The sequence below is a fragment of the Vibrio sp. 10N.286.55.E10 genome (assembly GCF_002872555.1).
Classification (GTDB): Bacteria; Pseudomonadota; Gammaproteobacteria; order Enterobacterales; family Vibrionaceae; genus Vibrio; species Vibrio crassostreae.
Genome location: NZ_MCSD01000010.1, coordinates 169,532 through 196,129, shown reverse-complemented (window position 1 = coordinate 196,129; position 26,598 = coordinate 169,532). Strand labels below are relative to the sequence as shown.

General features: G+C 43.3%; 22 protein-coding genes and 1 pseudogene. 7 read left to right on the top strand and 16 right to left on the bottom strand.

Annotated features, from left to right (window positions below; translation table 11 throughout):
- Positions 1–150, top strand: a pseudogene (locus BCV39_RS08265) (glutathione S-transferase family protein); the annotation flags it as partial.
- A gap of 313 nt (positions 151–463) precedes the next feature.
- On the opposite strand, the gene BCV39_RS08260 reads toward BCV39_RS08265, so the two are convergent.
- The 6 genes from BCV39_RS08260 to BCV39_RS08235 form a co-directional block, all read right to left on the bottom strand.
- The gene (locus BCV39_RS08260) at positions 464–2,416 is read right to left on the bottom strand and encodes a DUF3732 domain-containing protein (protein ID WP_102431782.1); all 1,953 of its coding nucleotides are present in this window, start codon (positions 2,414–2,416) and stop codon (positions 464–466) included.
- Entirely contained in the window at positions 2,413–2,892 is a 480-nt protein-coding gene (locus BCV39_RS08255; protein WP_102460920.1) for a three component ABC system middle component, read from the bottom strand. The genes BCV39_RS08260 and BCV39_RS08255 overlap by 4 nt, the downstream gene beginning before the upstream one ends.
- Positions 2,892–4,010: a hypothetical protein gene (locus BCV39_RS08250; RefSeq protein ID WP_102432984.1), complete on the bottom strand. Its 1,119-nt coding sequence runs from the start codon at positions 4,008–4,010 to the stop codon at positions 2,892–2,894. Before BCV39_RS08250 ends, BCV39_RS08255 begins: the two co-directional genes overlap by 1 nt.
- A 624-nt stretch (positions 4,011–4,634) precedes the next feature.
- Positions 4,635–5,678, bottom strand: a complete 1,044-nt coding sequence (locus BCV39_RS08245) for a GMP reductase (protein ID WP_060980457.1) — start codon at positions 5,676–5,678, stop codon at positions 4,635–4,637.
- Between the two features lie 844 nt (positions 5,679–6,522).
- Positions 6,523–6,960, bottom strand: coding sequence for a PAS domain-containing protein (locus BCV39_RS08240; RefSeq protein WP_102432983.1), 438 nt, complete (start codon positions 6,958–6,960; stop codon positions 6,523–6,525).
- 1 nt (position 6,961) lies between these two features.
- Positions 6,962–7,966 carry a response regulator gene (locus BCV39_RS08235; RefSeq protein ID WP_019821697.1) on the bottom strand — a complete coding sequence of 335 codons (1,005 nt, stop codon included), beginning with the start codon at positions 7,964–7,966 and terminating at the stop codon, positions 6,962–6,964.
- A gap of 102 nt (positions 7,967–8,068) precedes the next feature.
- Between BCV39_RS08235 and BCV39_RS23265 the strand changes: the two genes are divergently transcribed.
- Positions 8,069–8,275 carry a hypothetical protein gene (locus BCV39_RS23265; protein WP_206748275.1) on the top strand — a complete coding sequence of 69 codons (207 nt, stop codon included), beginning with the start codon at positions 8,069–8,071 and terminating at the stop codon, positions 8,273–8,275.
- Positions 8,276–8,293: 18 nt separating this feature from the next.
- Here the strand turns inward: BCV39_RS23265 and BCV39_RS08230 are convergent, their stop codons facing one another.
- Positions 8,294–8,539, bottom strand: coding sequence for a hypothetical protein (locus tag BCV39_RS08230; protein WP_029223306.1), 246 nt, complete (start codon positions 8,537–8,539; stop codon positions 8,294–8,296).
- A gap of 212 nt (positions 8,540–8,751) precedes the next feature.
- On the opposite strand from BCV39_RS08230, the gene BCV39_RS08225 reads away from it, so the two are divergent.
- Positions 8,752–9,189, top strand: coding sequence for a Spy/CpxP family protein refolding chaperone (locus tag BCV39_RS08225; RefSeq protein ID WP_102432982.1), 438 nt, complete (start codon positions 8,752–8,754; stop codon positions 9,187–9,189).
- A gap of 137 nt (positions 9,190–9,326) precedes the next feature.
- Here the strand turns inward: BCV39_RS08225 and BCV39_RS08220 are convergent, their stop codons facing one another.
- The gene (locus BCV39_RS08220) at positions 9,327–10,679 is read right to left on the bottom strand and encodes an MATE family efflux transporter (protein WP_048659891.1); all 1,353 of its coding nucleotides are present in this window, start codon (positions 10,677–10,679) and stop codon (positions 9,327–9,329) included.
- Positions 10,680–10,779: 100 nt separating this feature from the next.
- On the opposite strand from BCV39_RS08220, the gene BCV39_RS08215 reads away from it, so the two are divergent.
- Positions 10,780–11,736, top strand: coding sequence for a LysR family transcriptional regulator (locus tag BCV39_RS08215; RefSeq protein ID WP_048659890.1), 957 nt, complete (start codon positions 10,780–10,782; stop codon positions 11,734–11,736).
- Positions 11,737–11,826: 90 nt separating this feature from the next.
- Here BCV39_RS08215 and BCV39_RS08210 read toward each other — a convergent pair whose 3' ends face one another.
- Positions 11,827–13,227, bottom strand: a complete 1,401-nt coding sequence (locus tag BCV39_RS08210; RefSeq protein WP_102432981.1) for an alpha-amylase family protein — start codon at positions 13,225–13,227, stop codon at positions 11,827–11,829.
- A gap of 269 nt (positions 13,228–13,496) precedes the next feature.
- Here BCV39_RS08210 and BCV39_RS08205 point away from each other — a divergent pair, with 269 nt between their 5' ends.
- Positions 13,497–14,396 carry a DMT family transporter gene (locus BCV39_RS08205; RefSeq protein ID WP_102432980.1) on the top strand — a complete coding sequence of 300 codons (900 nt, stop codon included), beginning with the start codon at positions 13,497–13,499 and terminating at the stop codon, positions 14,394–14,396.
- Between the two features lie 100 nt (positions 14,397–14,496).
- On the opposite strand, the gene BCV39_RS08200 is transcribed toward BCV39_RS08205, so the two are convergent.
- The 7 genes from BCV39_RS08200 to BCV39_RS08170 all read right to left on the bottom strand — a co-directional run bounded on the left by BCV39_RS08200 (position 14,497) and on the right by BCV39_RS08170 (position 23,336).
- Complete coding sequence (locus BCV39_RS08200; protein ID WP_102432979.1) at positions 14,497–14,916, bottom strand: VOC family protein; 420 nt, start codon at positions 14,914–14,916, stop codon at positions 14,497–14,499.
- 228 nt (positions 14,917–15,144) lie between these two features.
- Positions 15,145–15,909, bottom strand: a complete 765-nt coding sequence (gene fecE, locus BCV39_RS08195; RefSeq protein ID WP_102432978.1) for a Fe(3+) dicitrate ABC transporter ATP-binding protein FecE — start codon at positions 15,907–15,909, stop codon at positions 15,145–15,147.
- A gap of 2 nt (positions 15,910–15,911) precedes the next feature.
- Positions 15,912–16,883: an iron chelate uptake ABC transporter family permease subunit gene (locus tag BCV39_RS08190; RefSeq protein ID WP_102432977.1), complete on the bottom strand. Its 972-nt coding sequence runs from the start codon at positions 16,881–16,883 to the stop codon at positions 15,912–15,914.
- Positions 16,883–17,917, bottom strand: coding sequence for an iron chelate uptake ABC transporter family permease subunit (locus tag BCV39_RS08185; protein WP_102432976.1), 1,035 nt, complete (start codon positions 17,915–17,917; stop codon positions 16,883–16,885). The genes BCV39_RS08190 and BCV39_RS08185 overlap by 1 nt, the downstream gene beginning before the upstream one ends.
- On the bottom strand, positions 17,914–18,891 hold the full coding sequence (locus BCV39_RS08180) for a Fe(3+) dicitrate ABC transporter substrate-binding protein (protein WP_102432975.1): 978 nt from the start codon (positions 18,889–18,891) through the stop codon (positions 17,914–17,916). Before BCV39_RS08180 ends, BCV39_RS08185 begins: the two co-directional genes overlap by 4 nt.
- A gap of 87 nt (positions 18,892–18,978) precedes the next feature.
- Positions 18,979–21,111 carry a TonB-dependent siderophore receptor gene (locus BCV39_RS08175; protein WP_102432974.1) on the bottom strand — a complete coding sequence of 711 codons (2,133 nt, stop codon included), beginning with the start codon at positions 21,109–21,111 and terminating at the stop codon, positions 18,979–18,981.
- Between the two features lie 188 nt (positions 21,112–21,299).
- Positions 21,300–23,336, bottom strand: coding sequence for a TonB-dependent siderophore receptor (locus BCV39_RS08170; protein WP_102432973.1), 2,037 nt, complete (start codon positions 23,334–23,336; stop codon positions 21,300–21,302).
- A gap of 241 nt (positions 23,337–23,577) precedes the next feature.
- On the opposite strand from BCV39_RS08170, the gene BCV39_RS08165 reads away from it, so the two are divergent.
- Positions 23,578–24,789, top strand: coding sequence for a hypothetical protein (locus tag BCV39_RS08165; protein WP_102432972.1), 1,212 nt, complete (start codon positions 23,578–23,580; stop codon positions 24,787–24,789).
- Entirely contained in the window at positions 24,786–26,597 is a 1,812-nt protein-coding gene (locus BCV39_RS08160; protein WP_102432971.1) for an IucA/IucC family protein, read from the top strand. Before BCV39_RS08165 ends, BCV39_RS08160 begins: the two co-directional genes overlap by 4 nt.
- The last annotated feature ends 1 nt before the right edge of the window (position 26,598 follow it).

The window sequence follows — 26,598 nt, the reverse complement described above, 5'->3', positions numbered from 1 at the left end:
CCTTACCCGAACTTGAAGCGTTGGTTTAACGCAATCAACACCCGCCCTGCTGCACTGCGTGCTCGCGAAACCGGTCAAGATGTTGAATTTAAAACCGAACGTGATGAAGAGGCAAAACGAGCACTGTTTCCTTCGAATTATGCGAAGTAGAAAAATTAAAGTTAACGCTCTACTGAGTGATAGCTAGAGCTCAAACATAAAGAGCCGCTAAAAAGCGGCTCTTTATGTTGAGAATTTACAAGTTGATATTTTGATACCAAACTTCGATATTCGTAACTAGCCACACCTCTAAAACACATTTCTGGACATTTCAGTGTTACGATTTCTGGTGAATGCCAGACTCTCAGAAAAATTTGCTAGGGCATAAATAAAGACCTAACCCTGAGCATTGTTAGTCTTTATCTTATAGATGGAATTAGCAGTTAATTTTAAGGTCAAACGTTGCTGTTTAACCTTAAAAATATTATATTAACTTTTGTCCATTTGAAGACCATCTATACCTAACATACTGATCAAACTCAGGTTCATCTGCATGTTCTAAAACTATAATCTGTGGTTTAAATCCAATTTTTGGATCTCTTTCAAGTTCATTTAAGAACCGCTCAAAAACCTTGAATATATTTATGACCTGTTTAATATTCTCATCAACTTCATCTTCACCCAATAACTCTTGTTTATTATTAGAAGAAAATCTTCTTGTTACTTTGGGAAAGTATACCTGACTAGGTTGATCTAGAAATAATATTGCTGGTATTACAGAGTTTGAGCTTGAGGTTAGTTTTAAAATTGACAAGAAAACCGCTAGATGACAAGCTAACCAGTTCGCACCACTACCCATTTCTGATAGTAGTATTTCTTGTTTTTTAAAGTAATAAGCGAATGTGAAATCTTCTGTTTTGAATTTCATTTCACCATTTCGTAAATCATCTTCAAAGTCTAAGTCTTTTTTAAGCTCATTCATTGTCTCATTGATAAGCGCATTAGCCTCAGAAAATTTATGTTCAAGACCATAGCCTCGAATCAGTCCTTTACAGGTTTCTAACTCATCTTTCATAGTTGAAAGATCGTGGTTAGCTTTTTCTAACTTTTGTCCTTCAATAAAGAATTCTAAGGTATTCTCTATTCTCCCACGGATATTATTTAGTGAGTCCCTTATATCTAGATTACTTTTAACTCTAAACAATTTTCTTAATTGCCTTATTTCATTCTCTATATTGGCTACGACCTGTTTTTGCTTATCTCGCTTTAAAAGTAATGAGTTAAGAGACTTAGAGCTGTCCTGTTTATAACTACCAATTCGGGACAGTTCATCAAGAAGTAAGGCTCTAGAGTGCTTAACCTCTTCCACTTTAGAAACAACACTAGTTACTGTTGTGCTACATAACGGGCAACTTACACTGTTTTTAGATACAGACTCATCTTGCGATACTTCTGCAAGGCGTGCCATCGAGTTGGAGTAATCTTTTGACTCCTCCTCGTTTGCCTTAATGAGACTTATCAATTGATTACATTCATATAAAGACGTTAGCTCTTTATCTTTTGCTTGCTCTAAGGCATTTAGCTGCTTATTGAAATCAACATTTTGCTCTGCATTCAATGGTACAGAAGGCAGGTTTCTCGCTAAATTTTTCAGCTTTTCTAATGATGCATCTTCATCCAAAAATCTAAGATTTAAAACTCTATAATACTGCCTAATTGGTGTAAGTAATTTTTCTCTTTTTTCTTGAATACCTAGCAGAGCTTTCTTTTCTTCTTTCTCTATCGTTTTTATTTGCTTTTCTAAATCTTCTGATCTTTTCTTTAATCTATAGTATCTGCTGTCAACCCACCCCATAAATATGGGGAACTGATCAATTACCGTTCTACTTTTAATGAAGTTATCAAACCTGTAAAACAAGCTATGTTTGTTGGCTATTAGATTTTGATGCTGAAAAAATAATGAAGTAGCATTCCGGATTGAGACTTTCCCTTTCTTAATTTTATAATCGTCATCATCATTCAATGATGTATCTTCAACCGATAATCCCAAGTGCTCTTCGAAGTCCTTTTGAACCTCTAATCTAGTTCGAGTTTTTTTGGACTTAAAATAGTTAGTGTTAATTTCATCCTCAACATTGAAATCAGCCGAATATTCAACAGAAAAATAGCACTTTGTTGGTTGATTATTTGATCGTCCAATGATTATATTTTTATTGTTGTGTTCAAACACACAACAGAATATATTTGTGAAATCAGTAACTTTTCCCACTGGAATTGTAGATCGCTTTGAAAACAAGCAAAAATCCACAATCTCTATTAAAGCACTTTTCCCTGTTTTAGAATCACCTGTTATTATATTTAATCCTCGATCAAAGCCAAGGCGTTTCAAATCACCATCATGACCAATAAGAATTATATTTTTCAAAAAAGCTTTCATATATTTGTGACCTTGGATTTAAGAAGAACATTCACATATCCTTCTTTTGCAAAAATAATACCTAAGTTATAAGACGCCTTTAGAAAGTCTTTTTTATAATCATTCGTTATTGATGTTTTTTCTAGATTATTTTTATTTAAAATAAAAGAATCAATTATAGTTTCACAAATTGAATTGAGATAGATTATCCCATAATTAGTCACAGACTTTGAGTATTTAACTTTATCATTAATAAAAAACAATCGTTCTTTAACTTCATCATCTTTTAGGAATGCTGTTTGAAATGTACTACTAGCATTAGACCTACTCAGTTTCCGCCTTAAAACATCATCCATAACAAAAGGAACAACAAGATAAACCAACTCAAACTTTGCACCACGCTCATCAATTCGTCTAGCCCCTTCAATAAATGAGTATAGTATTTCAGCAACAAACGAGGGAGAATACTTCAAATCTCTAATAACCCGAGGATTCATTAGTCAACATCCTCTTCATTATATTTCCAAGTATAAGAGGTGTTATTGATAGCCTCGTGTACCTTACCTCTCATGAAGTAAGGTTTCGTACCACTTACCTCTGGCACTTCTAACACCGAACTATTATGAAATTCAAAATATGCTTCACAAGCTGCCTTGTTAGATTTAGATGTACCTAAATCTTCATGATCTATTTCATAAGAGTATTGTCTTTTATACCCTGTAGCTTTCTCTACTGCATCTACTAAATAGTTGTCCATAATTTCAGGCATAATATCTGGTTTAAGATCTACAAGGCTTTCTTCACTGTTTTTAGCTTTGAAGTAATCATTGAGAGCAACACCTCTATCCCTGCCTTTCAAACCAATATCTCTATACTCTAATAAAAACAAGTAACCGTCAGCATGCTGCTGTTCCGTGTTATACTCCGTACGGTCTACAGGGAAAGGAATACTATCTCCACTCCATCTGTTAACTTGAAACTGAAAAGCATCATCAAAATCATTGATATTAACCTTCCAATGTCGGTAGTCTACAATTGCATTTTTATTAACGTATGAGTATATCCAATGAAAAATGCTTTCTCTGTAAGGCTCTAACACGCACTTCAATTGGCGAGCTTCCAATAAACTCTTCCATTTCTCTTCTATATGTTCCCGAGATTGCTCAATTGTAAATCTAGACAATATGCTCAATAGCTCGGCATCCAACGCATCTTCAAAAATTTTGTCATAGAGATGCTTAATCGAAGATGATGGCACGTGAGACTTTATGATGTTGAGTTTTTCACGAGCACTTCGTGTGTTCCAACCATAAAATATTGAGCTCTCGGAAATGAAAGATGTCGTATGCAAAACAATTTTCTCAAACATAGAGGAGTCTTCAACCACCACGTTCTTCAAAGTGTTCCAGAAATCTTTTGAGTTACTAGCTAAGTTATGTTCTTCTAGATGGTGTTTTACCTCTGTGAACGTCTTACCATCATAGACATCCCCAAAGCACTCTATCCAGACAGTCTCATTGGGATTTGCATCAAAGCACTTTTCAATGGCGATTAAGACTTGGTAAACATAACCTAAATACTTTGGTGTAGCGTTGTTGGCAAAACCTTCTGTCATCCTGTCGATTACTCCTAGATTTACTCTACATTAACTTCGTGCACTGGGAAAAACTCGCAATCTCGTTATGTTCTCGAAACCGATTTCGCCACCATACTAGGTCGAAGCAAATAAAATTACGATAATTGCCATACGTTTAGAAAGGATTAATTGTGTACAAATACACTATTAATGCAAGTAAAACCTGTTGAATATTGATCTGTGTAGTTATGAGGCTTTGTAAAAAAGTTACACTTGTACGATTTTTGCACAACCGAAGAAGAAGCTATTGAAACTACGGGGCAGATCTTGTCTTTTGTCTCTTATTGCTTTTTGTATATCCAAGTTGACCGAGCATAATTATGTGATTTGGAGACGTAACTCACTTTGGGGCAATGTGTTAGGTGAAGGTCTAATATTGAAACAACTCATACGTTTTATTTTGCTTTGATCAGATCGTGTGGGCTGTCCAGCAAACAGTAAAAATATACAACTTTCGTTCTTGATGCGTCCTGACTACATAGTGGCCTTTTTGTATGACGTAGTAGGTTTCGATTAATTACCAAATATGTTTTTATAAGTTCCCAAAAAAAAGAGCCGCTAAAAAGCGGCTCTTGATTTTCAAACTATTCGAACTCGTTCAGATTACTCTTTACCGAATACGTTATTCTCTTGCTCTTGTACACGGATGAAAGTCGTACGCTTAGTTAGCTCTTTAAGCTTCGCTGCGCCTACGTATGTACAAGTTGAACGTACACCACCGAGGATGTCAGAGATAGTGTTGTGAACTGAACCACGGTATGGAAGTAAAACAGTTTTACCTTCCGCAGCACGGTACTTAGCAACACCACCTGAGTGCTTGTCCATAGCCGACTGTGAAGACATGCCGTAGAACTTCATGTATTGCTTACCGTCTTGCTCTACTACTTCACCGCCCGACTCAGAGTGACCTGCTAGCATGCCGCCTAGCATTACGAAGTCAGCACCGCCGCCAAACGCTTTAGATACGTCACCCGCACATGAACAGCCACCGTCACCGATGATCATGCCGCCAAGGCCGTGTGCTGCGTCGCCACACTCGATGATTGCAGAAAGTTGAGGGTAACCTACACCTGTTTTAACACGAGTAGTACAAACAGAACCAGGGCCGATACCAACCTTAACAATGTCTGCACCCGCTAAGATTAGCTCTTCAACCATGTCACCCGTTACAACGTTACCCGCAGAGATAACTTTGTTCGGGAATTCTGCACGTACTTTTTGTACGTACTCAACTAGGTGCTCTGAGTAGCCGTTAGCGATATCAATACAGATAAATACGAAGTCTTCGCTAAGCGCCATGATTTGCTTAGTCTTCTCAAACTCAGCTTCAGATGTACCTGTTGATACAAATACGTTGTTCAGTGTTTTCTTGTCTGCTGTTTTAGCGAACTCAGCCCACTGCTCTACTGTGTAGTGCTTGTGTACTGCCGTCATAACACCGTGCTCTGCTAGAGCAGCTGCCATTTCAAAGCTTGCTACCGAATCCATGTTAGCTGCAATTACTGGAGTACCAGACCATTGACGACCGCTATGCTTGAATGTAAAATCGCGGGTTAATTCAACTTGAGAACGGCTTTTAAGGGTAGAACGCTTCGGACGGAAGAGTACATCTTTGAAACCTAACTTAAGTTCTTGTTCGATACGCATAGTGTTTTCCTTGATTCATAAAATTATGTGTCTCTCGCGAAATGCGTAGTAAAACCGTTGGCAGACGAGTTTACTTTTCTTCGGACACAAAAAAACCGGAGCGTTGGCAGACGCTCCGGTTTTCAGCATTATAGGTCGTGATTTAGTAACAGCAAGTCTGATATTTCACTTTTTTTTGTGTTATCCTCTCAAAGATTCCATATCTGGTAAAACCTCCCTAGCTCGACCTTCTTACTAAATTCTTACTAATTAATAACTTAGCGAACCAATCACGCAAACGTTGTCGGTTTATTGCGCAATCGTTTTCCTCTCTCTTTCACACAATATCGCCTTCATTAAGAAAATATGTGAAGAAAGTGCCTCGAGATCACATAAAAATCACACTTTTCTCCAACAAAAAAATGCCTTTTTTCTTAAATAAATTCGATTTTTTTCCAAATTATTTCTGTTTTCGTCCAAATTAGGCAAACTCATCGTGTTGCTGGTTAACCTCACCTAAGAGAAACACGCTTCAATGCACTCGATTTTGAAGGCAAGGTTCATTTGATTTCGACAATCCAAATCCCAGCCTTTATTAAAAGCCCCCTAAAAAGCCAAACTTTATAAACCACCAACAACCAAAATCATGCTTCTTTGGCGTCTGGTAGTTCATTCAATCTAGATTCTTGAGGAAGAAGGTTCTAAAAAAAAAGAGTTCGCTGAGCGAAAAGCAGAGTAAACATTGAAAATTTAGAGTGAGTAGATGAAAGAGATCGAAGCCTCTAAGGTCAATTGAAGAATAAAAAGCAAAAAATGGCTAAGGTGGTTAACCTTAGCCATTTTTATTCACTCTTTAGGTTCAGTGCTAGTTCTTTTGAGAGACTAACGCTTCTGCAGTCGCATCTTGAATAGACAAGAACAATGAGGTCACTTGGCCTGTTGGCGAGCGCATCGGATTTAGCGTGACGTTCTGATACATGAAATCAGCTTGTTGGGTTACTGGTCTAACGTTACGACACTTAAACAGATAAGGCCTTTGTTGCCATGTAATGAAGCTGCGACAGCCTAAGTCATAGACTGGCTTGGTTTTCAGCCTAAACCACTCTTCTGGGATTTCAGGGAACAGTTCAAAGATCGACTTACCGATCGCATCATGCGATTGCTTGCCACTGTGGTGTGTCATGAAACCATTCCAGACTTGTACCTGAAAATTACGGTTAATGACCACCAGCCCCATATCGACGTTTTGAACCATGTCGACCATCCAGTGGAACTGTTCAAATTCAGCAGGAAGATTCAGCATATTAAAACTCCTCCATTAGATAGGCCAATTTGTTGTCTAGAAGAGGCAGAGACTCATCAACGAACATAAATAGAAGGTCACAACGGATAGAAGTGCCATCAATGTTATAGCTGACTTCGAAGGTCATGGTCTTCTTAAACGAACCACTGGTATTTTCGATGACCGAATCAATCGAGATGTGTTGACCTAGCAATACAGGAGAACTCTGGAAGAAACGAACTTCTGATTGCTCCCCTAGTCCATTCAAGAATGAGCCAACGAGAATATTCGACACATCCATCAGTAGTTCTAACTCTTCAAGCTGTTCGCTTTCGGTTGGCACCTTCATGAGCTTCTTAAGATCGCTCACACTGGAATCACTCAACAATACTAATGCTTCACCTGCGATGCCTTCTCCGCTGAAGCCTTGGCAAACACCCGATACTTGGTCGTTGTCGGCTAGGTCACGAAGTGCCATGTGCAATTCACTCACTTCGAAGATGTTGACGTTCGGCAGCGGTAGGTGAACAAATACATTAAAGTGGCGCGCCAATGCATCGGCTGCACGGCCTATCGCTACGTTCGCGACTTCCATATAGATATCACGTCTGCGAAGTATTGGCAGTTCTAAAGCGGTTGGAGTAATGATTTGAGGTTGTTTTGGCGGCTCGACATGCTCACGCAAAATAGCTTTGAGCGCTTCTTTATCGATCGGCTTTTGCAAAAACGCTTTGGCGCCAAGATCCATCACCTTCTGTTGTGCTTTTGGTTGTATGTCACCAGAAACAACGACAACAGGCGTGGTGTCACCTAAACGTTGCATCTCTTCCAATGTGCCATAGCCATCTAATTCCGGCATGGTGAGATCGAGGAACATCAGTTTGAACTGGTTTTGAGCGAGCTCTTCAAGTGCATTAAGCCCATGAACAGCAAAAGTTATATCTGCATTTAGAGAACTAGGCAGTGATCGAGCCATCTGCTTCCTTGCTAATGCAGAATCATCACATATAAGAACTGGGAACGACATAAATGCACCACTAACAAATTTAAGCTAATTCGAACGAGTGTAACAGAACATTATGGTATCAGGTACGGGGTGAATGGATTTATGTGCAGATTATTAGTAAGAATGATGAAACAAGCAGGTAAGCTATTATCCGACATTATTCTTCATGAAAAACAATATGCTACAAAGGTAATAACCTTTCGTCATTATAGAGTAATAGCACTTTTTCATGGAACAACAGCGCTAATTTATGAAATGACAGCCTTAATAAGTGAGTTTATTAAGGCTCAATCTCGTCATGAATGTATCGGTTTTATATGCTCTATATAAAAGAGCGAATACAAAGGACTAAAACTGGTATGAAGGCCATAGGATCAGTAATGCGAAACGTATAACCACAGCAAACACCAACAAAGCAATGCCCAAACGGTACCATTTGTATTCTGCAATATTCATTGGGATACGCTTGTAGAACATCGTAATTACGCCTTTCCAATCGCTACTGCGTCTTCCGTACTGCATCATGCTCGTCAAAACAAACAGTGCGCCAAGCACTAGCATTCCTTTTTCAGCCCAGAACAATCCAACTTCCATTTGTGTATTCCTCGATAAAACGGTGAGCGACTTAAGTCATTCTAGTCACCTTTTAGCTCTGTTTCTGTAAGACCAAGGTCTAAGTCGTGCCGTGCTTAGATAAAGGTAACTAAATGAACGCAATGAACTCAGCAAATTTAACTGAACGACATGTTCATATCGAGTTCAGCTTACTCACCTATACTCATTTTTCCACTAACAGGAGAAACTCAATGAAATCACTGAAAAAGTCGTTTTGTGTATTAACTGCTTCAGCTTTACTCGTTACCGCTCCGTTTGTGAGTGCTTCAACACCACAACAACCGCCGCAGCCAGCGCTTAGCCCACTGCAAATGGTCATTGCTTCTTTGAATCTAACCGAAGAGCAACAAGCGGAAGTGTTCTCTCTTGTTGAAGATTATCAATCTGATAGAACAAAAATCGATATGGATAGTGCGATAGAACTTAAGAAAAAGCAGATCGCCTTAGTGACACAACCTGAGTTTGATGAAGCTGAGATGGAAAAGGTCATCGACACGGTTCAAGCAACCGAGAAGTCGATGGTAATGCAAGAAATGCGTCTTAAGAACAACATCTATAACGTGTTGACTGAAGAGCAGAAAGAGCAATTCAAAACCATGATGAAATCAGTGCTCTCTGGTGGAAAGTAGTCTGGCAATAAAGCTACCTTATAACCAATAGGTACTCCCTACATCCTGATATTGATTCATTCCCCCAAGGATCAATTTAGATAAACAAAAGCCGCAGTCATTGATGACTGCGGCTTTTTCGTTATCAACTAACTTAATTAAGAGTAAGCTGAACAATCTAAGTCTGGTGTCTTACTGCTCTTGTTTAGAACGACCATCAAATGGATCAGCAATAGAATACCTGTCACGCCTAAACCAACACCGATTCCACCCCAGATCCCTGCCAATTCGAATTTTGGCATCAAATACCAAGCTGCAGGTAGACCAAATACCCAGTAACCGATGGCAGTCATCACGGTTGGCATAGAGACAATCTTCATTCCTCTTAGCAGGTTAATCGCTAATAACTGCCAAGCATCGACAATGAAACACAACGCCACTACCCAGATAACAGAAGCCAATAGCGATGTCATTGCACCAGTGCCGTCATCTAATTTGAAGATAGAGGCAATCATTTCAGGCCATATGATGAACACAGCAGACAAGGCCACACTCAATACCGACACCAATATAAAACTTTGAATCGAGGTTCTTTTGATGCCTTCGTAGTTGCCTGCACCATAATCACGGCCTACTAAAATTGCGGCAGCTTGCGAGAAACCGAAGTTGAAGTTCCAAGTAAAGCTCAAGCATTGCAGTAATATTTGGTGCAGCGCCAGAGAAGCAATACTGATCGTGCCCGCCATTAAGGTGCCGCCGTATATCAAGCCATGCTCAAGTAACGCCGCCAAGCCGATAGGTAAACCCATTAGCAACAAAGGGCTCATCAGCTTGATGGAGTACTCTTCGGTATTTAGCCAAGGTGCGAACTGTTTGAACTCGTCACGTTTAAACACCCACACTGTGTATCCAACCATCACGATGAATGCCGCGATAGCCGTGCCTAAGCCTAAGCCTGTTAGTCCCATATCGAGCTGGAACGTGAGGAAGTAGCTCACTGGTACATTCAGAATCACTGTGATTATCGACATCACCAGAATCGAACGCACATTACCAAATGCACTGGTTAAGCCACGCAGCACCAACAAGATAAGCGAAGGCAACATCACCCACTTCAAAGCGTGCACATACTCCATGGCTAAAGTGATCACTTCTGGCGGTTGTTTGGCTGCTTCTAATACCAACGGAGCAAACCAGAAGCTCGCCATTAAGGTCACACTGAGTACGAACGCCAACATGGTTGCGCCTTTCACGGCCAATCTAATTTGAGTATTACCAAACTCTGGGCGTGCGACACGCTGACCATAAGCAATTGCGATCAGGTTTGCGACACAACCGACGGTGCTGCTCGCAATAATAAAGATGAAGAAGTAAATAGAGGCACCTAAGCCACCAGCCGCAAGGGCTGACACACTGATACGCGACATCATCCAAACATCAGTAAGGACTAAAGCCATGGATATCAGCTGTGAAATGATCAAAGGGAATGCAAGAGTGAGTATTTTTTTCATGAGCGCCTCAGTTAATTTCGCCCAAAATACGATCGATGGGGCTAGCGTTCAATTGATAAATTTGCGATCCTAGCATTCCATAAACTCATGCGAACGAATTATGACCCCATATCCTAGCTTACCATCGTCACATAATGGCTTAAAAGCTTTCGAAGCTGCCGCAAGGCTGATGAGCTTTACTCTAGCTGCCGAAGAGCTGCATGTAACGCAAAGTGCGATTAGCAGACAGATCAAACAGCTTGAAGATGAGTTAAACGCATCACTGGTTATTCGTAAGCATCGAGCCATAGAATTAACGGTACAAGGTCATGATTTGTATGTGGCTTTGCGAGAAAGCTACGGCAATATCGAAGCTGTTATCGCCTCTTGGAGTGAGCCGAAGCAGAAGCGTATCGTAATCAAAGCAACCTTGAGTTTCGCAACGCGGGTATTGATCTCTAAAGTCAGAGAATTAAACGAGCGTTATCAGGAATATGAGATCGTCATAGTTCCTGTGATTGAGGAAGACGAATCAATCAACAGCAGCGAATATGACCTACTGATCTTCCACACGCGCTTCAAAAAACGCTATGACAAGGCACCAGACATCACCTTCTTGCGAGAAGAGTTCATGGCGCCGGTCTGTTCTACTAGCTTAACCACTAAAGACACCGACCTCGATTCAATCTTAACCTTACCAAGGCTGCACCCGACCTTAGATCACCATGATTGGAAAGTATGGCTAGCTGATGTTGAATCCCCACCGAAGAAACCCGTCAGAAATACCAGCTTCTTATCTTTAGATATGGCACTCAGTGCCTGTTTATCCGGTGAGGGGGTGACGGTCACAGATCTGTTGTTAGTTCAACAAGATCTCCAACGAGGCTTCTTGTACTGCCCTAAGAATGCAAAGATCCAACACAGTGCTTGGACTTACTTCATTCACCAGCGTAGTCACACGCCTATCATCAACGACCTTATTGAATGGCTTAGAGAAGAGACAGAAAAAGAGATCGAGTTACTGAAAGCACTGTCTCATCAGAATCATTGGTTTGGTGTTATTAGCGATCAACAGTAACGATAAGCCTTAAGCTTAGATACAAATAAGCCGCAGAACTTACTGCGGCTTATGCTTTTTACCAGTGGTGTTCGCTCTAGAGAATAAGCATTAAAGCTTATACATACGTGCACTGCGCGGTGGTAGATTGAACGTATGGTAGCGAGAAGAAATGGTTTCTGTCGCGCTGCTTAATACGTCTTTGTATTGAACATGCCAATTGAACTCATGTTGGTAGGTATCAACCGTCACGCCACGCGTTTCGCCACACTTGTTAATTCCAACAACGCCTTCTTTGCCACGCTTAAACAGCAAAGTACATTGGTCGCTCGAAATTATCGTCATCGACTTACCTTGCATCGCGTTATGGAAACTAAGCATATTCTTCATATTCGAGCTATTCCAAACATTGCCCCAACGACCATTATCTTTGTCTTCTGAATCCGGAAGATCATCACTGTAGATCAGCGGCGTGCCGCCATCTTTCCCAAGGATATAAGCGTAAGCAAGCTGCTCATCTTGTGGATCCATAATTTGGTAACGGAAGCCGTCGTTGGTTGGAATATCATGTGTGATCGCGAAGGTGATCGAACGATTGTCATCGAGTGCTTGGCCGTACGCTTTTGGATCATGCAGTTGGTTCAAGCCACCGCCCATTGAGAACGCCGAACGAATCGACGCAAACAACGGGAAATCATACGCGGAGTGATTAGTATTATTCAGGTAAGGCGCTAAGAATGACTCATAGCCACTGTTCCCTGCCCCGCCACTGGTGATCACTTCACCAAACACATGCATGTTCGCTGTAATTTCAGGCGTGAACACTTGGTCGATTTGGTACTGGCTCATGTGTTTGACGGCATCAATTCGGAAACCTTTGATACCCATATCCTTCAACGCTTTCAGATATAAGCGCTGCTGCGAAACTACCCAGTTATTTGGATCGAGATCAGGCAAACCTACATCGCCATCAGCCCCGCACAAACGCCAATATTGAACATGACCGGGATCGTTCCAATCTGAAATACAGCCCGCGGCATGGAAGTCATTAGCGGATACAAAACCTTGAGCCAGATTGCCAAACAGAGTCTGGTCAGCATAATAGCTTGAACGGCTCGCATAATCGTTTAGTACTTCGGATCCCGGATAATCCAAGTCACTTCGCTTCCAGCTTTCGTTTGCCATATGGTTGAGCACCACATCGGCGTAAACATCGACGCCCACACCTTTGAGAGCGGCAATCATTGCGGTTAGATCTTGTTTGTTGCCGAGAGGTGAATCAATGGTGCGAAGATCTTGAGGTTGGTAACGCGCCCACCATTGGCTGCCGCTCGATTTCATTGCGGGAGCAACCAGTACTTTCTTATAACCGGCTTGAGCAATTTGATTGGCGTTGGCTGTCACATCTGAATACTTCCAGTTGAAAGCGTGCAAGATGGTATCTGCATAAGTAGCTGGACTGAAAGAGCAAAGCGCGAGCGTGGATATGAGTAGGGTATTGAACGGTTTCATAGAACATATCTCTTATTATAAATTCACGAGAATGATATGACTAAGAAAGACAATTAAAACGACCGATAAATCAGAGTTGAATTAGCGTCACCTTCTGTTGATGTTGATTTTATAAAATTGAGCTATAACCGATCTTATGTGAGATAAAAAAACGAACTAATCTGAAATGAGAATTAATTGAATCAAGTTGACCAGAACAGGACAAAGACTTTGGTCGGCTCTTCTAAACTACGTTATGATTCCTGTTCCCTCAACCGATTGATATTTTTATGCCTTCTTTCTCTTTTTCAATGATCCCTGTAGGGGTTAGGTTCATGATCCTCTCTGCTTTTGGATTCGCACTGATGTCAGCGTGTGTGAAATACATCAGCAACTACGGCATACCTGTATTCGAAATTGTTGCAGCAAGGGCTTTGGTGTCTTTGATCATCAGTTATATCGACGTTAAACGAAAAGGCATTTCGATCTGGGGAAATAACAAACCTTTGTTGTTTGTTCGAGGTGCAGTTGGCACCGCAGCACTGATGTGTGTTTACTACGCTGTGACCACGCTACCTTTAGCAGAAGCGACCATTCTACAATACGTACATCCCGTATTTACCGCATTGCTCGGTGTGCTATTTCTGAAAGAACGCGTCCAAAAATCGACCATGATCTGCATTGCGTTCTGCTTAGCAGGGTTATTAGTAATGGTTCAGCCAAGCATGAGCAGTGGCACGAGCAGCGAGTTACCGCTATTTAGCATAATGGTGGCGTTATGTGGCGCATTTGGTAGCTCAATTGCTTATGTGATTGTGAGAAAGCTTAGCCAAACGGAAGACAGCTCAGTCATCATCTTCTACTTCCCACTGGTAGCTCTACCAATCTCAACAGCCCTTATCTGGAATGACTTTGTATGGCCTAGTTTGTTCCTAACCATGATGTTGGTTCTAGTCGGGATTTTCACACAAATAGGCCAATACGGTTTAACCAAAGCGATGCAGACACAAGCCGCGGGTAAAGCTTCGGCTTACTCATACGTTCAGATTGTCTTCTCGGCACTGTTAGGCGTGTGGATCTTCAACGAAATCCCATCAGTTTGGACTTACCTAGGTGGTGGTCTAATCGTAACTGGCGCGCTAATCAATGTGTTTGGCAAACAACTATTGGTGCCATTTAAAGCTAAGTAGACAACCAAACTAACCCTCAGCTAGTCAATTGATCTAAAAAAGGGCATTGCGGAAAATTCCACAATGCCCTTTAAGTACTTTCTACCCTACTATCATTCTACTAACTTGTCGCATTACGAAGTTTGGGATCATCACTCAGATATTTAACGAACTCGATTTCAAAGCCAGCCGGATCCACAAAGTAGACGTTCTTGCGATAAGGTTCTTCGGCACCGGGCTTAGCAATCGGGAAACCTGCATCAATAAGGCGTTGAGTGACGCTTTCAATGTTATTGGTTACATAAGCGAAGTGTGCGAGGCCAACAGAATGCCCAGCCAAATCTCTGTTCTCACCCTCTCCGTGATCACTCAATGCGATGTATTGGTACTCATCGCCGAAATGCAACCAGTTACGTGGCTTACCCGACCACTCCCCTTTTCCCTCGTCACGAACATACCAATGAGGGAATGCCGCTTTATAGAAAACCAGCATTTCTGGGATGTCTTTTACCACTAGATTTACATGTTCAAGTTGGATCATTCTTCTCTCCTTAAAGTATTCTCGTAAGCAACGTTGCATATCCTAATACCTCAAGTTAGGTTGAGGTAAAGCACTAATTTGCATTTATTTCGAGAACGTCTTTAGAGCCCAAATTGTTCTACTTTGACTACATACAAACTTTAAGTTTAGACGACCTAATCTAATGTGGCTTCCTTGCCAGTGTTCTGTTCTTTGTACCTTGGTGATCTCGTTGTGCTGAGCAGATAACTACATCGCGACACACATTGGTGTATTTGAAATAGGGTCTCGAAAGACGCTCGCTTTGAGATCAAATACGTTACTGAGCATCGTTTCGGTCATCACCTCATCAGGCGAGCCTTCCGCTATTAAGCACCCTTTTTCCAAAACCACTAAATGGTCGCAATAACGACTGGCTTGGTTCAGGTCATGCAACACAACAACCACCGTTTTTCCTTTAGCATTCATCTGTTGCATCAGGTTCATTAATTCCACTTGGTGAGACATATCAAGGTATGTGGTCGGTTCATCCAACATCACTACGTCCGTATCTTGTGCAATTACCATCGCAATCCATGCTCTTTGACGCTGCCCACCAGACAGTGACTCAACCGGCTTATCAGCAAACTCAAGTACACCTGTATCTCGCATTGCTTGTTCGACAATCTTTTGATCGTCCAGCCCTAGCCTTCCCCAATGAGAGACATAAGGCGAACGGCCATATTCGACCAATTTTCTTACCGTGATCCCCTCAGGGCTGACTAAGATTTGCGGAAGAAGTGACAACGAACGAGCAAGCGCTTTATCGCCATAGCTTGATAGCGGTTTGTCTTCAAACAACACATCTCCAGCCACTGGCTTGTTAATTCTGACTAACGTCTTCAATAAGGTGGATTTACCGCAACCGTTAGGTCCTATCAATGCGGTGATTTTTCCCTTAGGGATAGAAACCGACAGGTTCGGTATGATCGTTTGTTTGCCGTACGCGACGGAAAGATTCTGCGTTTTAAGCATGGTTACCAACCTCGATAACGATAGAGAAGAAAGATGAAATATGGCGCGCCAATCACGGAAGTTAGAACGCCTGCTGGTAATTCAATCGGTGGTTGTAGACCTCTAGCTAACCCATCAGCGCTGGTAACCAGAATTGCCCCTACCAGTGCAGATGCAGGGATTAACAACTTATGATTATGCCCAAACAACAAGCGAGCTAAGTGAGGTGCTAATAAACCCACAAAACTGATCGTTCCAGCAACAGAAACGCTAACACTGGCAAGCAATACAGCGGCCAATAACGCGAGAGCCTGAATCTGTTTTGGCTTAGTGCCCAATGTGGTTGCACTTTCCTCGCCAAGCCCCATCACATCTAATCGCCAAGCAAGCCATAATGCCATGGGTAATAACAAGAGCAGAGCACTCCAAACAAACGGGACTTGCTGCCAATTTCTGCCCCAAAGACTGCCTGTTAGCCACACCATGGCCGTGTTGATCTCTATTGGGTTGGTGACCAGCAAGAAGTCGATACAACTGGCCAGAAACGCACTCACCGCAATACCAATCAGCGCCAATTTGGCGGGTGTTGGCCTTGACCACCAGGCCAATGCAGCAATCAGTCCAGCAGCCAATACCCCACCGAACATCGCCACCACAGGAAGCACACTGACTGGTGCATTTGGGAACCAAACTAAACTCGCTGTCGCAGCAAGTCCTGCTCCAGCACTAATACCCATAAGATCAGGCGATGCTAACGGATTACGTATCACGCCTTGCACTAATACCCCTGAAAGCCCTAACCCTGCGCCCACGCTTATCGCGAGCAACATGCGTGGTAGCCGATACTGATGGATAACAAAGTCGTCACTGGAAAATGCGACCAAATGTTCGATGACTTGAGGAATAGAAAGTGACGCTGCACCGACAAACAAACCCGCAGATGCCACTAATATGAGAATCCCGGATAACAAAACTATCTTAGTGTGGTGGTGCATTAAGATCTCCTCGTCGCAATCAAAATAAAACAAGGTGTCCCGAGCAAAGCAGTAATAACACCAACGGGTGTTTCAGTCGGGAAAGCAATCGCTCGCGACAGCGCATCTGACCAAGACACTAATGCTGCGCCTGCCAATGCTGAAATAGGAATCAGTAAATGATAATTGTGCCCAACCATAGGTCGAACCAAATGAGGTACTAACAACCCAACAAAGCCAATTGGCCCTGCGATAGCGACGCTTGCGCCAGCAAGCAACACGATCGTCAGTCCACTCACGAAGCGAGTAAATCTGATGTTACTGCCCAACCCAACAGCTACCTCTTCACCAAGTGCCAGCAAGTTGAGGTTACGAGCAAGACTCATTGCCAACACCAAACCAATCACTACAGGCGGCCAAAGCTGTTGCCATTGCTCATCATCGACACTAGACAGTGAGCCAGTAAGCCAATGCAAGACGCTATAAGCCATATCGTCGGCAAGAATCAGCGCCGCTCGTGTCAGTCCGAGCAATAACGCCGTAATGGCGATACCGGCTAGAACCAAACGTAACGGATGAGAACGTTCGGAGAAGAAACCACCGAGAAGCATCACGGCCCCTCCGCTTAGCAACGCGCCAAGAACTGCATTGAGGATTGGGTTTAGCTCACTGACTACCGGTATACCTATCGCAGCCAACGCCATAAAACAGGCTGCGCCAGCGTTAATGCCAAGAATCGATGGAGACGCCAGTGGGTTACGCGTTAATCCTTGCATCAATAACCCAGCGACAGACAAACTCGCACCAATCAATAGCCCCGCATAAGCTCTTGGGGCTCTTAATGTCGCCAATATTTGATGAGTCATGTTGCTTTCATCAAACGCAAACCAGTAGTGAATCAAGTCACTCAATGTTAATGAGAAATTAGACCACCCGGTCATAGAAGCCGCGTAACCAGATAGTGCCAAACACGACACTAATGCCGCAAATAATGTGACTCGCCACGACAGTATTGGCCAGAATCGCTTACTTTTAGAGAACAACATCGTACTCATGATGGATCCAAGATCTGCTCAATATTTTTCGCCATTTGTTCTGCCGCTAACATGCCTCGATTCAATGACCAAAGTGCTGGAGAAACTTCTACAACTTGCTGTTTTTTTGCAGAGGTTAGTACATTGAATAACGGATTTTTCTGCCAATCATCAACAATATTTGGATGAGAGTAAGCGCCAAGGAGTAACCAATCCGGGTTGGTTTTCAACAACAACTCAAAGCTGGTTGGCAAATATGCCTTCTCTGTTGGTTTCACAATTGGGCTCGCAATGCCTAATGTGGTCAGCACCCCTCCTGCGTAAGACGCTGGGCTATGTAACCACATACCTTTATCCGACACGACAGCGAACTGGACGGTTTGTTTGAGCGAGAAATGACTTTTGAATTCGGCCATGGCGTGTTGATGTTGTTGAATTCGTTGTTCCATTGACGATTGTTTATCGAGAGCGATGCCAATCTTGAGCGCAGACTCCAAATTTTCTTGATACGTCTCGCCGCGGCTTTTAAGCAGCAGAGTTGGTGCGATACGTTGTAGATCTTGATAGACAGTACGATGACGCTCTGCATCAGCAATGATCAGGTCAGGCTTTAATACCGCAATGGCTTCTAAGCTAGGCTGAGAACGCATGCCAACCGATTCCCATGGTTGAACCAACGCACGCACCGCCGGGATCACTCTCGAAGCATCATTGTCATCAGCAACACCAACAGGAGAAACACCCACCGCAGCTAACGCATCTACAAATGAGAACTCCAACACCACAATACGTTGCGGAGTAGTCGCTATCTCAAACTGACCCTGTTCATCTTGTATGACCCTGGTTTGTGCTGAACTGGAGAATGAGAACAAGCTTATAATCAGCAAAGCTAAGGTTATCGCTATCCTGCTGAATAAAAACGGCCTATTAAATGACAGCAGTCCGTTCGACAGCTGCAATGGATTCGAAAACAAAAGGCGAGAGCTGTTTTCCATATTTAATTTTCCTTAAACGCTAGAACCGTGAAAGCCGCCAAGAGTATTGGCGACTTTTATTCGTTATTACTTTCAACAAATTACGTATTAGAACTGATAATTCAGATCCAAAGTGTAAGAACGTCCCGGGGCTGGATAACGACCAACTGGACTGGTATCAATACCGCGGAAGTAATAGTCCTCATCAAACAAGTTGTTCACCGCAAGGTTCATGCGTAGCTTGCTGTTCTCATCCTTGTACAAATCCGAACCTAGGTTAAAGTTCCAGACCATGTAGGCAGGCACTTTACCTGTCGCGCCCGTTGCATCTTCGGCACTTGTATTCGCATTGTCAGAGTAAGACTCGCTGAAGTAGTAACCAGACAAAGTCGTATCTACCTTGCTAAAGGCGTAAGTCGCATCCCAGCTAAATTGATGCTTAGACGTATATGGAAGTTGATTACCTTTGTTTGCGCCCTCTTCCTCTAACGTTGCATCTAAGTAGTTATAGCCAGCGCCCAAACTCAGAGCTTGCATCGCTTGAGGAATATAACGACCAGAGAGCTCAACACCTTGGTGAAGGGTTTTACCAATGTTATCGAAAGTTTGGGTAGCACTTTGCCATTGCAGCTGATCTTCAAAATCAATGCGGTAAAGTGCGATGTTAAAGCTGGTTGAATCTTGGTTGTAGCGTGCACCCAACTCGTAGTTCCACGCTAGCTCACTGCCCTCTTCACCTTTGCCTCGGATGTAAGCGATTTGTGGTGCACGCAAAGATTTCTGTGCATTGGTGTAACCAACCCATTGCTCTGTCAAATGGTATGCTACCGTTAAGCCCGGCAACCATTCTGTCACTTTGTTATTTGTCTTTTCTGCCTTACCTAGATCGTAAAATGCCATATCTATTGATTCATAGCGAATACCCGGCGTCACTTTCAGTACATCATTGAACAGGCCGATTTCGTTACTGATGTAACCAGCAAAAGCGTCAGTATCCAAATGCCAATCGCGTGGCGTTGTGGTTACTCCACTAGAAATTGATGTTTGAGTGAGCTTGTAATCAATGTCTTCGTTAACATAGCGCGCACCCACAATCACATTTTGCGTCACGGTATTACCGTCAAAATACATCGCGAGTTTCGGCTCTACCCCATACACCTTAAATTCACGTGGTGACGTACGAATATCAGTAGATGGCTGCGACGGATCAGACCACTCCACACCTTTAGTACTGTTGTAACCCCACTGGAAGAAACGCTCAGAACGATGGCCAAAGGTCAGTACTTCTAGCTCTGCACTATCAGCAATATTCAAATCATGTAAGTACTTTAAGCTCCAACGTGTCGATTTACCTTGGTACTCATCATAAGGGCGCTTAGATTGGGTACGGTCATTCTCGTAATCTTCTGGCGATAAAGCGCCCGGCATTTGCGTGTCGGCATCATAACGTTGAACGAAAGCTTGTAGCTCTTGAGTATCACTCAGTAACCATTGCAATTTGGCTTGGAAGTTTTTGACATCTGTGTCGGAGTGTTCACGGAAGCTTTCGCCTTTTAAGAAGTTACCCTCTACTTGAAGTGCCAGCGTATCGGTTAACCAGCCACCCGTGCGCAGGTAAAAATCATTAAGTGGCGTATCGCCACCCTCGAATACAGTAAAGCGATTACTGATTTCCGTTTGCCACTCGTGTGGAATAGGCTTAGTCACCAAGTTAATCACACCACCCACGTTGTTTGGCCCATACTGCACAGCAGCGCCACCACGCACGATATCAATTCGGTCAAGCATCGACAGAGTCGCAGGGAAAATAGATTGTCCGGTATGACCATAAGGCGCAAGAGTCAGTGGCACACCGTCCATTAGAAATTGAGCATGACCACTGCGGCTGGCTTTCAAGCCACGCACCGAGATGTTAGGCAATACACCGGTACCCGTTTCGTCTTGAACCTTAATGCCCGGTACACTTTGGAAGGCCGAATCAATCGAAAGTGCGCCAGTCTTTTTAATTTGTTCGTTAGTTAGAACGGTACGCGCTCCCGGATACTCTTTCACATCCTCTAGCTCTGAGTTACCGATCAAGCTGCCCGTCACGACAACCGTTTCCATGGTCGTCGTTTGTGGATCTGACGCGGCAAATGCGCTCATGGAAGTCACTGAAGCGATGGCCATTGCAAGGGCACTTAGACGCAACTTTTGATGTGATTGAGTACAGGGTTTACCATCCAAATTCTGGTAAGGCATGAAAATCTCCTAAATAGGCAGGTTAGGGTCAAAGGCCGTGTTTACGGTTATATCGGCGCTTTGACCCTATGGGCTAAATGGCCTCAAAATAAGACCAACTGTTCACTCATTCGTAGCGAACAAAACAATCGTTTTTAGAGTAGAAAGAGCTCTTAGAAATGAACTCATTCTTAGAACATAATTAGCTTTTAAAACTGATAGCCGTAGCTGAGCATGAATTCGGCTGGCGCTCCGTAACCAATCTGGTTAGTACCAGACGTGCCGTTGGTTGCACCCAGAATGTATTTCTCATTAAGCACGTTGTAAGCATTCGCTTGAACTTTGTGACGACCCGTGGTGTACGCTGCCATCAAGTCAACCGTGGTGTAGTCACCCAGAGCTACCGCTTCATCATTACCCGCGTAACGGTCGCCTACGTATTTCACGCCACCACCCAAACGCCAGTTGTCATCTAACTGATAAGTGCTCCAAAGCGAAAACAGGTGATCAGACACATCATTTGGCTTTTTGCCTGTCTCTTTGTTTTCTGCATCGAGGTAGCTATAGCCCACCGAAATGTCCCACTGCTCTGTAAACTGACCGCGAGCTTCTAGCTCAATACCTTGGTGACGAGCTTCGATCTTGTTAACAACGTCTCCGTCTATATTGGTTTCAGGCTGTTCTTGATCAATCTGGAAGATTGCGGCATTCAACATCAAGGCGTTATCGAGTAAGTAAGCTTTTGCACCCACTTCTTTTAGATCGGTATGGAAGAATTCAGCCAATTTAGGATTGATATATATACCCGAGTAAGGCAGTTGCCATGAACGAGCTAAGCTTGCGTACACTGACATATCATTGTTGAGACGGTAGACCAAGCCACCACGGTAGCTCACCTTGTCATCGTCTAGATTCTCTTTTTCTGAGCCCGCTTTTTGCTGTTCAAGCTCCATCGAGTCGTAACGCACATTGCCGATCACTGAAAGATCACCAAAGGTGTAAACGTCTTGAATGTAGACACCTGTCGTCGTTGTCGTGTTATCACGGAAAGGTTTGAAGCCCGGATCAGGTGTTGGACCTGCGACAGGGTTATAGATGTCTTTCGAAGGTAAGGTTTTATCGCTTGCGAGCGTTAAGTCGATATTGATCTGATTAAAATCCGCACCGATCATCATTTGGTTCGAATCGGTTTCCCAAACTAGCTCAGATTGAAGAGTGGTTGTGGTACGAGGGTCGTAACCGAAGTTATTTACCGTCTGAGATACTTCATTACCAGTTACCGTTCCTTGGCGTGTACCCTTTTGCTCAAGTTCGATATGGTTGTATGCTGCACGGTTTGTCCATGCCCATTCGCTATTCAAAAGCCATTCATAATTAACGCCAACACGAATGCTGTCTGACTCTTGATAATCGTTGGTGCCACCGTAAAATGTGCTTTCAGAGACATCGACAGGCTTACCATTCTTAGATGGAACACCACGATATGGCACCAGTTCTTGGTGAGAATATTCAACATCGAGATCAATAATGTGTCCATCAGAAGGCATCACTCGAATTGTTGGGGCAATAAAGAAATCGTTAGAATCGACATGATCGACGTAAGAATCCGCTTGTCGACTTTCCACATTGATACGACCACTGACTTTGTCACTAAACGCCATCGAACTGTCAACCTGACCAACAAACAAATTGTTGCTGCCAACACTGCCATTCACGTGAGTGAAGTTATCTCCGTTAGCTCGCTTGGTGACCAAGTTGATGATACCGCCCGCGGAGCCTCGGCCATAAAGTGCGCCCGCAGGGCCTTTTACCACTTCGACACGTTCGATATTCGCTAAGCTTCGGTACGATTGCAGAGTCCCGTCATCACGCATACCATCACGGTACATATCGTTGAGTGCATCAAAACCACGAATCACAAATTGGTCTCGGCTTCCCTCACCCAAGGTGTTGTTAACTCCAGCAACACCATCAAGAGCATCCACCAAACGTACAGCACCGCGGTCTTGCATTTCCGTTTTTGTGACAACAGATACTGCCTGCGGTACATCCAACCATTCGACATCAGTTTTGGTACCCGACTGAGGCATATGCTCCGCGTAACCTTCGTACTGATGACCAATAACTTGCAGAGTTTCATCCACAGCTACACCTTCTGCTGCCATAACATTTGGCACAATAGATACTGCTGTTAATGCACCTCCAATTGCCAAAGCGAGTGGGGACAAGGCCAATCTAATGTTCATTATCTAATTCCATTTTAGTTTATAAAATCACAATAGTGCGAATGAAAACAAATATCATTTATATTTGCAATATATATTTTTTGATCTATATTTGCCTTGCAATATGCAACACCACTAATGACATAAGAGTCAATAAAAACAATAAGATAGGAAAATTCTCTTTCTTATATACCCGAAAGAGAGCACTTGAAAGCGAGTTGTGAGCAGGCGACAACAACGTTTTGAAAATTAGGAAAGCCCCATGAAATCTACGATAATCATCGTCAGTCACGTCGTGAATGATGCGATCACTCACGGCTTTGTACCGACAGCAAAAGCGATGGGTCTCCACGTCGTTTTGATCACAGACCACAAACTCAACCACTTAAAACTGGCCACTGATGACGACCGCTTTAATCCCGATGAAATTTTAGAATGTGATGTTTTTAATCCTCTTGATCTTATCGAGACCATCACAGAACGAGACCTAAAACCCGTTGCTGTATTCAGTAACAGCGACCATTTACAAACCTCCACCGCAATCTGTGCACAGTTCTTTGGTGTGCCTGCTAAAGATTGGAATGTGACGCTTAAGGCGAAAAACAAATACTTAACTCGTCAGGTTCTCAACGAAAAATCGTTACCTAATACTCAAAGTGTTTTGTTAAGTCGAGAGAGCGCTCCTGTATTCGATTTCGATTTTCCTGTCGTTGCGAAGCCCAAGGAAGGCGTCGCTAGTTTAGACGTGCAGCGCTGCGAGTCTGCAGCTGAGCTGGATAACTATTGCGATACGTTTTGGCAAAAGCACCCTACGACTCCCATTTTGGTTGAGGCGTTTTTACAAGGTCCGCTTATCACTGTCGAAACCATTGGCGACGGGGAAAATTTAGTCGCACTTGGGGGGTTCGATGTGGAACTCTCGGCGCCACCTTACTTCATCGAAACAGCGGCGAGTTGGAATGGTATTAACAGCGTGCACTACCGTGATGAATGTATACGTCAGCTTCAAGAATTCGGGGTGGGGTTTGGTGTCTGTCATAGCGAATTCATCATCACAGATTCGGGGCCGGTACTGGTCGAGATCAACTATCGAAGTATTGGTGATGGCCGGGAATTTTTGCTTGATAACCTCAGTGGCGGGAATTGGTTCAATACCATCTTAAGCCTTCACTTGGGTCACAAACTTGACCCTACATTTCGCATTGATGGCAACGCCCATGTGCACTATGTAGTGGCGCAACAAAGCGGTTTGATTGAAGGGTCATCAACCTCTTTCATTCACCAAGAGGGCGATATTGTCACTCAACAGCAAGTGCTTAAGAAGGTTGGTGAGACGTTCCAACAAAGTTTCTCCAACAAGGATTACCTAGCGAGAATTTCGGTCGTTTCTCCTTCTGGTCAAACTCTAGAACCCGCGCTACAACAGGCAATCTCTCGCTTCAATCTAACAGCAAAAAACGAGGTAACAGCATGAATGAAAACGCGTTATACCTCACTCAGCGATTAGTCGATACGTGTTTGCGTGAAGACTTGTTTGGATTGGTTTCTCAAAGCCTATTTAAATCTCAGCTCCCGAGTGAACTCAAACTATCTTCTTATCCTCGTAATCAAATTTGGGCTATTTTTGCGAGTTCAGACTTTACACTCTACTTGCCCGTTACTCCGAGCTATTACATGCAGAGTTGGGTATACGGCCAATCAGATGGCTCGAAAGGTGATGGTTGGTTCATCGAGAGAAATGGTGTCGTTGAAACCCAGCAACACTATCAAGATTGGATTGAATTATTGAAAGCAAGTGCTCACGAAAGCTCGCATTCGTTATTAGATGGTTATTTGCAAGAACTCGAATGCGCAGAAAAACACAAAGGATTGTGTGATAGCGCCTTCAGCCAGCACTCGGAAGCACTCATGCTGCCGATTTCTCAACTAGAACGTTGGGAGCAAAAGCTATTACTTGCCGATCAAATCGCATCCTATCTTGACCACCCTTACTACCCGACAGCACGTGCTAAATTCGGTTTAAGCGATCACGATCTAGAGAAATTCGCGCCAGAATTTGCACAAAGCTTTGAACTTCGTTGGCTCGCAATCGAGAAGTCACTCGTTACATTGACCAGCCCGCAGCCGGAATGTTGGCCGACGATGGAGCAAGTGGGCCTGCCCGCCGATTTTGCTCTTAGCCATGAGTTATTTCCTGCACATCCATTAACCCTTCAAAGCCTTGAAAGCCTCCCTGATTGCGTCATTGAAGCGCCGGGTGCTTATCTTGAGGTGACTCCTACCCTGTCAGTGCGCACAGTGGTCGTGAATCAAGCACCACAGGTCCACATCAAGGTGCCGCTGATCATGCGATCTTTGGGTACTAAAAACATTCGCCTAATCAAACCCTCCACGCTCTATGATGGGCATTGGTTTGAACGTTTATTGACGCACTTAGAGCAAACAGATCAAGACTTACACGGCACGCTTTTCCATTGCAATGAGAAACATGGCGGGCATGTTGGAGACGATAAAACCTTTGCTTACATTGTGCGTGAATACCCAGTGAGTTACTTCCAAGACAAAGCACTGGTGCCTGTGGCTGCCCTTGCCAGTCCAATGCCTGATGAACGTTTGTTCTTGGAACACCTCGCCGAACAGTATTATCAGAAAAACACGCTGACTTGGTTTAAAGATTACGTTGATCTACTTTGCAAAGTGCACCTTACATTGTGGATTCGTTACGGTATCGCTTTGGAGTCTAACCAACAAAACGCCATCATCGCATTCGATGAGCAAGGCAAGATGACCTTAGCCATGAAAGACAACGATGCTGCACGTATTTGGCCAGAGCGTTTCCAAACGTTTGAGCAACAATCACCCGTAAAATGCGATCATCTTTTAGACCAACGCATCACTGTAGATAGCGAGCTTGCTCTTGGTCAGATGTTTACCACCATTACTTTGCAGTTAGACATAGCCGCGATTGTGGAAGCAATGGCGACGAGAAGAATCGCCACGTCAGCTTATCTGTATGAAGTGGTCGCCAATAGCCTCTCACAACAACTTAGCCAATTGGAGAAACAAGGACACGACATCAAGATCGCAAACGAGATGTTGTTTGAGTCACCCAACCTGTACGCTAAATATCTATTGAGCTCGGGGAGCTTATTGTCTAAAGAGGCGTCTGGCGCAAGCGATATCAATAAATTTTATGGCTTATCAGCACCTAACTTTTTATTGCTAACCAGCGAAGAAGCACAACACGCTTACCTTGAAAACATCAAGCAGAGCGTGAGTTAAC